The 5397-nt window shown below is 69.1% G+C and carries 5 protein-coding genes and 1 pseudogene; all 6 read left to right on the top strand.

The features are described 5' to 3' along the window. Positions 1-724, top strand: a pseudogene (locus QK444_RS31975) (hypothetical protein); the annotation flags it as partial. A 23-nt stretch (positions 725-747) separates the two neighbouring features. Further along, a complete protein-coding gene (locus tag QK444_RS31970) occupies positions 748-1680 on the top strand; it encodes a sugar phosphate isomerase/epimerase (RefSeq protein WP_306357051.1) in 933 nt (310 codons plus the stop codon). Between the two features lie 366 nt (positions 1681-2046). After that, positions 2047-2946 (top strand): thioesterase family protein, encoded by a 900-nt coding sequence (locus QK444_RS31965; protein WP_282785797.1) that lies wholly within the window; start codon positions 2047-2049, stop codon positions 2944-2946. A gap of 568 nt (positions 2947-3514) precedes the next feature. Next, positions 3515-4333 (top strand): pyrroline-5-carboxylate reductase, encoded by an 819-nt coding sequence (gene proC, locus QK444_RS31960; protein WP_282785796.1) that lies wholly within the window; start codon positions 3515-3517, stop codon positions 4331-4333. Positions 4334-4910: 577 nt separating this feature from the next. Then, positions 4911-5150, top strand: a complete 240-nt coding sequence (locus tag QK444_RS31955) for a helix-turn-helix domain-containing protein (protein WP_081592759.1) — start codon at positions 4911-4913, stop codon at positions 5148-5150. A 186-nt stretch (positions 5151-5336) separates the two neighbouring features. Continuing rightward, positions 5337-5397 (top strand): AURKAIP1/COX24 domain-containing protein (locus tag QK444_RS31950; RefSeq protein WP_282785799.1); only part of this gene is annotated, 61 nt, incomplete at its 3' end.

Raw genomic sequence — 5397 nt, 5'->3', positions numbered from 1 at the left:
GTGGGACGACGACGAGCCCGACGAACCCGCGCCGCGCGGCGACCGCTCCGGCGCGGGCAAGCTGCCCGCCTGGTCGGCGCGAAGACGCCAGGCGACCGACCCCGCCCCGCAGTCGGACGACCGGGCCGCCGCCTGGACGCTGGCCAGCCAGGACCAGCAGCTGGTCTCCGGCGAGACGGTTGCCGGTGATCTGCTACGCGACGCTCGAGATCGCGATGACGAACCAGCCCCGCGTCGTTCGCGACGGTCCGGCGAACGCTCCTTCGGCAAGGGGGCGTTCGGGCGCAAGTCTCGCGCCGCCGAACCGGACGATATGTACGACGGCGCCACCGAGGTCTATTCCCCACTGCGGGATGACGATGACATCGAGGACGACGCAAGAACTTCCGTGGTCGCACGGGTCACCGCCGTCGCCAATCGCGCCCGCCGCTCCCGCACCCCGCGGAAATCCGACGAGGAAGAGAATCGTCGGCAATGGCTGATTCTGGGCGGGCAGAGCACCGCCGCCGCAGTCGCGGGAATGTTGCTGTTCAAGGGATTCGAGCGCATGTGGGAAATGCTCCCGTGGGTTGCCCTGGCGCTGGCGATGATCGTGATTCTCGGACTCGTCGCACTCGTCCGAGTTCTGCGTCGCACCGACGACATATTCAGCACTGTGATTGCCGTCGTGGTAGGCGTCTTCGTGACGCTGGGACCGCTAGCCTTTCTACTCAGTACTAGCTGAGCAGGGAGCGGGCAGTGGGGAATATCGGGCAGACGCCGGGGGTCGTGCGCGAGAACGTCGGGGGGCACCGGGATATCCGGGTGGGCTTGTCCACCGCCTCGGTGTATCCCGAAAACACCGAGGCCGCATTTCGGTACGCGGCCGAACTCGGTTACGACGGTGTGGAACTCATGGTGTGGGCGGAACCGGCCAGCCAGAGCATTTCCACGGTGCAGACGCTGGTGCACCGCTATCAGGTGCCGGTGCTCGCCGTGCACGCGCCGTGTCTGCTGATCTCGCAACGGGTGTGGGGGTCGGACCCGATCGCGAAACTCACCCGCAGCGTGCACACCGCGGAAGCGCTGGGGGCGGCGACCGTGGTGGTGCATCCGCCGTTCCGCTGGCAGCGGCGGTACGCGGAGGGGTTCGCCGAGCAGATCGTCGAACTCGAGGACAGCCGCCCGATCTCGGTGGCGGTGGAGAACATGTTCCCGATGCGGGTGGCGGACACCTTGTTCGCACGGGGCGAGGCGTCCATCCGGCGGTTGGAGCGGCGCGGCGGGCCGGGGCCGTCGCTGACCGCCTTCACACCGTCCTACGACCCCACCGACACCGGTTTCCGGAACTACACGCTCGACACCTCGCACACGGCCACCGCCGGAATGGATCCCCTGGCGCTGGCCGAGCGGATGGGCTCCGGGCTCACCCACATCCACCTGGCCGATGGGCGCGGTGCCGCGCACGACGAGCACCTGATCCCCGGGGAGGGCTCGCAGCCGCTGGTGGAGCTCGGGGCGGCGGTGACCGGCAGCGGGTTCCGGGGCCAGGTGGTGATCGAGATCAACACGCAGAACGCGCGCACCACCTTCGACCGGGCCGCCATGCTGCATCGCGCACTCGCGTTCGCGCGGCGGCATTTCAACGGGGCCGGGGCGGACGCTCACCAGCCGGAGCCCAGCGGAGCTCGGCGCGGATAGGGGCTGCCGGGGCGTTGGGCGTGGTGTTTGCCCGGAGTGTCTGCGCTTGCCCACCCTGCGCCCCTGGCGCAGACTGCCCAAGCGCAGGCGCAGGATTTGGCTGAGCGTAGGGCTCGGACTGCCCCGGAGTTCTGCGCGGACCGCCGAGCACAGGCGCGGATTGGCCGGATCTGGCGCGGATCGCGAGGTGTGGTCGCGGACTTGCCGAACTCTGGCGTGGACCGCTCGAGGTCGGGGGCCGGGGCGGTGGGGGTCAGGCCGGGCTGAGTTGTGGGTCAGTCGGTGGGGGAGTGATTCGTAGCACGGGAGGACCGATCGGTTCACTAGTGTCGTACGCTGTACAAACCTAGTGAGGAGGAGTAGCGGATGACAGTGGAGTCGACCGTCGATCGGGAACGGGTCGGCAGCGGTGTGGGTGACGCGCCGTTCAGCCGGGTGTGCGCGGTGACCGAGTTGGCGTCGGAATCCGCCGAGATCGGGCGTTACGCGGGCATTATCGAGTCGATCTGGACCATCGGGCCGAAGGTGCACGGCGGCACCATGGTGGCGGGTAGTGCCGCGGCGGCGGTGGCGTGGCTGCGGCGGACCGCACCCGAGCGCGCCGCCATGTTCCCGATCGCCGCCAGTTCCGACTTCCTCGGCGCGCCCGATCCGGGCGAGGTCGAGTACGAGGTGCGCACCCGCAAGCTCGGCCGCCAGATCTGCCTGGTCGACGTGGGCCTCATCCAGGGCGGCCGCACTCTGGTGCACACCGCCTTCACGTTCAGCCACCTCGACGATATCGAGCCGGTGTACGCGCCCGACAAGTCCGAGGGCATGCCCGCCGCACCGTCGGCCGACGCGCTCGCCTACGACGACGACAACCCCATGGGCAAACTCGTCCATGTGGCGCAGGGGTCCTCGGTCGCCCTGGACGGCACCTCCGCCCCCTTCCTCACCGGCGGGCAGGGCGAACCCGAACTGCGCCTGTGGATCCGCCCCTTCGCCGCCGACGAGGCCGACGCCGACGTCTTCGCCTTCTTCGCCATGATGGCCGCCGACATGAGCCCGCCGGTCCCCATGAACCGCGGCCACTTCGGCTGGGCCCCCACCGTCCAGCTCACCACCTACCTGCGCCGCCGCCCCACCCCCGGCTGGCTCCGAATCATCGCCTCCGCCAAGGAGATCGGCGGCCGCATGTTCGACGAGGACCAACTCGTCCTGGACGCCACCGGCGCGATCGTCGCCCAGAGCCGCCAACTCGCCCTCATTCCCCAGAACCCGTGAACGGGAGCGATCTTCGCTCGCCGGCCGGGCCGAATCTCCGCGTGCCGCGCTGAACCTTGCGTGCGGCGCGGGGAGTGGGTCTCGGTCGGCCAGGACCGTTGCGGGCACGCACCTGTGCTGTTGTGTCTGTTGCTGGATGGGGATGCGTTGGGAATCGCTCCTCGCCGGAGTGTGCTGCGCTTGCCCACCCTGCGTCGCTGGCGCAGACTGCCCAAGCGCAGCCGCCCTTCTGGACCGCGCACCCGTCCTGACACAGCGCCCCGCCACAAGTGACCGCTTTGCGGCCCGCCAGTTCGCGCACGGTGCGCAATCGCTGCCCCGACCGTCACCTCGCCGGTTCCCATGCGCCCGGTCAGGATCTCCAGCCGCCATACCGGCTCCTCATCGCTGTGTGCTCCGCTCGCCGCCATATGCCAAGGCGACAACTGATCTCGCGGGGTCCGGGGTAACTCGTCGGGTACGCCCAACCTCGGTTCGGCACCCAACGCGGGCACGCATACGAGACCGCCAGCGGCACTCAGCCGTGCGCTGAAGTCCCGGGGAGGCGGGGGAGCTAGCCTTGGAACTCATGACGAGGATTGCGGTGATCGGTGGAGGCCGGATCGGGGAGGCGTTGGTCGCCGGTCTGCTCGAATCCGGGCGGGCGAGCAAGGATCTGGTGGTGGTCGAGCCGGTTCCGGCGCGGGCCGAGGTGCTGGCCCAGCGGTTCGGGTCGCGGGTCACCGATTCGGTGAGCGATGCCGTCGTGGGCGCGGATCTGATCGTGGTCGCGGTGAAGCCGCACGATGTGGACGGCGTGCTGACCGAACTCGTCAAGGCGGAGCTCGGCGACGATCGCGACCAGGTGCTGGTGTCGTTGGCCGCCGGTATCCCCACCGGCCGCTTCGAGGCCAAGCTGCCCGCCGGTTTCCCGGTGGTGCGCGTCATGCCGAATACGCCGATGCTCGTCGGCCAGGGCATGAGCGCCATCGCTCCCGGCCGCTACGCCCGCCCCGAACAGCTGCGGATGGTCACCGAGATGCTGGAGTCGGTGGGCAAGGTCGTCACCGTCGCCGAGGCGCAGATGGATGCGGTCACCGCCGTCTCGGGCTCCGGCCCGGCCTACTTCTTCCTGATTGTCGAGGCCATGATCGACGCCGGCGTCGGCTTGGGGCTCACCCGCGATGTGGCCTCTCAGTTGGTCGTGCAGACCATGCTGGGCGCGGCCGCCCTGCTGGACGAGTCCGGCCAGTCTGCCACCGAGTTGCGGGCGGCCGTGACATCCCCGGCGGGCACCACCGCCGCCGCGGTCCGCGAACTCGAACGCGGCGCCGTCCGCGCGGTCGTCCACGAGGCCCTGCACGCCGCCAAGGACCGCGCCGCGGAGATGGGCGTGTCCTCGGACTGACCGCTCCACCGATCCCGCCCCAGCCCCGGAGCGGCACCAACGGATCGCTACGCCTGCCGCGCCCAGGAACCGAGCGACCGCTCCGCAACGGTTCCGCAGATGGGGTCTCACCTCCCGCAGCTACGCACCCACCTGAGCGACCGTTCCGGAGCGGCTCTCGCAGCCAGGCACACCTGCCCTACCAACCGCTCCCCCGAGCTGAGCGGCCCCCCGTATGGTTCGCGGCGCGTCCCGGTTCTGGACTGACGGAGCGGGGGAGCGAAGCGGAGGAGCGGAGGAGGGAAGAACCGGGACCTCCAGCGCCGCGAACCCGCCCGGAGCGCAGCGGAGGGCAAATCAGACACAGGAAGAACCGGGACTTCCAGCGCCGCGAACCCGCCCCGGAGCGCAGCGGAGGGGCAAATCGAACACAGTTGCTGGTTTGCTGCCGGGCTCCGAAACGCCCCAGCAAAGGCGGATTTCTCACACCCGTCGCAGCAATCCCACTGGTCACGATAAGCTGCAAGGAGCACGTGCGTGTCTGTTCCGCCGGTGGGGAAGCCGGCGGCGCGGACGTGCCGGAGGTCAGTGGCGCATGATGGGAAACAGTCAAGCGAGGTCCGGAAACAGCCCAATAAACGCAGGGAACGTCATCGGCGGTGGAACCCAGTTCCTCACGGTCGCCGAAGTGGCGAGTCTGATGCGGGTTTCCAAGATGACGGTGTACCGGTTGGTGCATTCGGGAGAGCTGCCCGCGGTGCGGGTCGGCAGATCCTTCCGCGTGCACGCCAAAGCCGTGCACGACTACCTGGAGACGTCGTACTTCGACGCTGGGTAGGCGCGGTCGACGACCGGTTTCGTTCGCCGAACGATGGCCCGGTAGCATTGACCGGCATCCTGTACGTGCCGGTGGTGCCGTCGGGTCTTCGTCGGCCCGTTACGGGTTTGGACTGTGCAGGGTCAGGAATGTTGAACCCCGCGGACGCGGGGCTGACGACCCGAGTAGAACGCGAGGAACAACCCTATGGGTTCTGTGATCAAGAAGCGCCGCAAGCGCATGTCGAAGAAGAAGCACCGCAAGCTGC

It is taken from the genome of Nocardia sp. CC201C (assembly GCF_030010695.1).
Classification (GTDB): domain Bacteria; phylum Actinomycetota; class Actinomycetes; order Mycobacteriales; family Mycobacteriaceae; genus Nocardia; species Nocardia otitidiscaviarum.
This window is presented reverse-complemented; position numbering and strand designations above follow the sequence as displayed.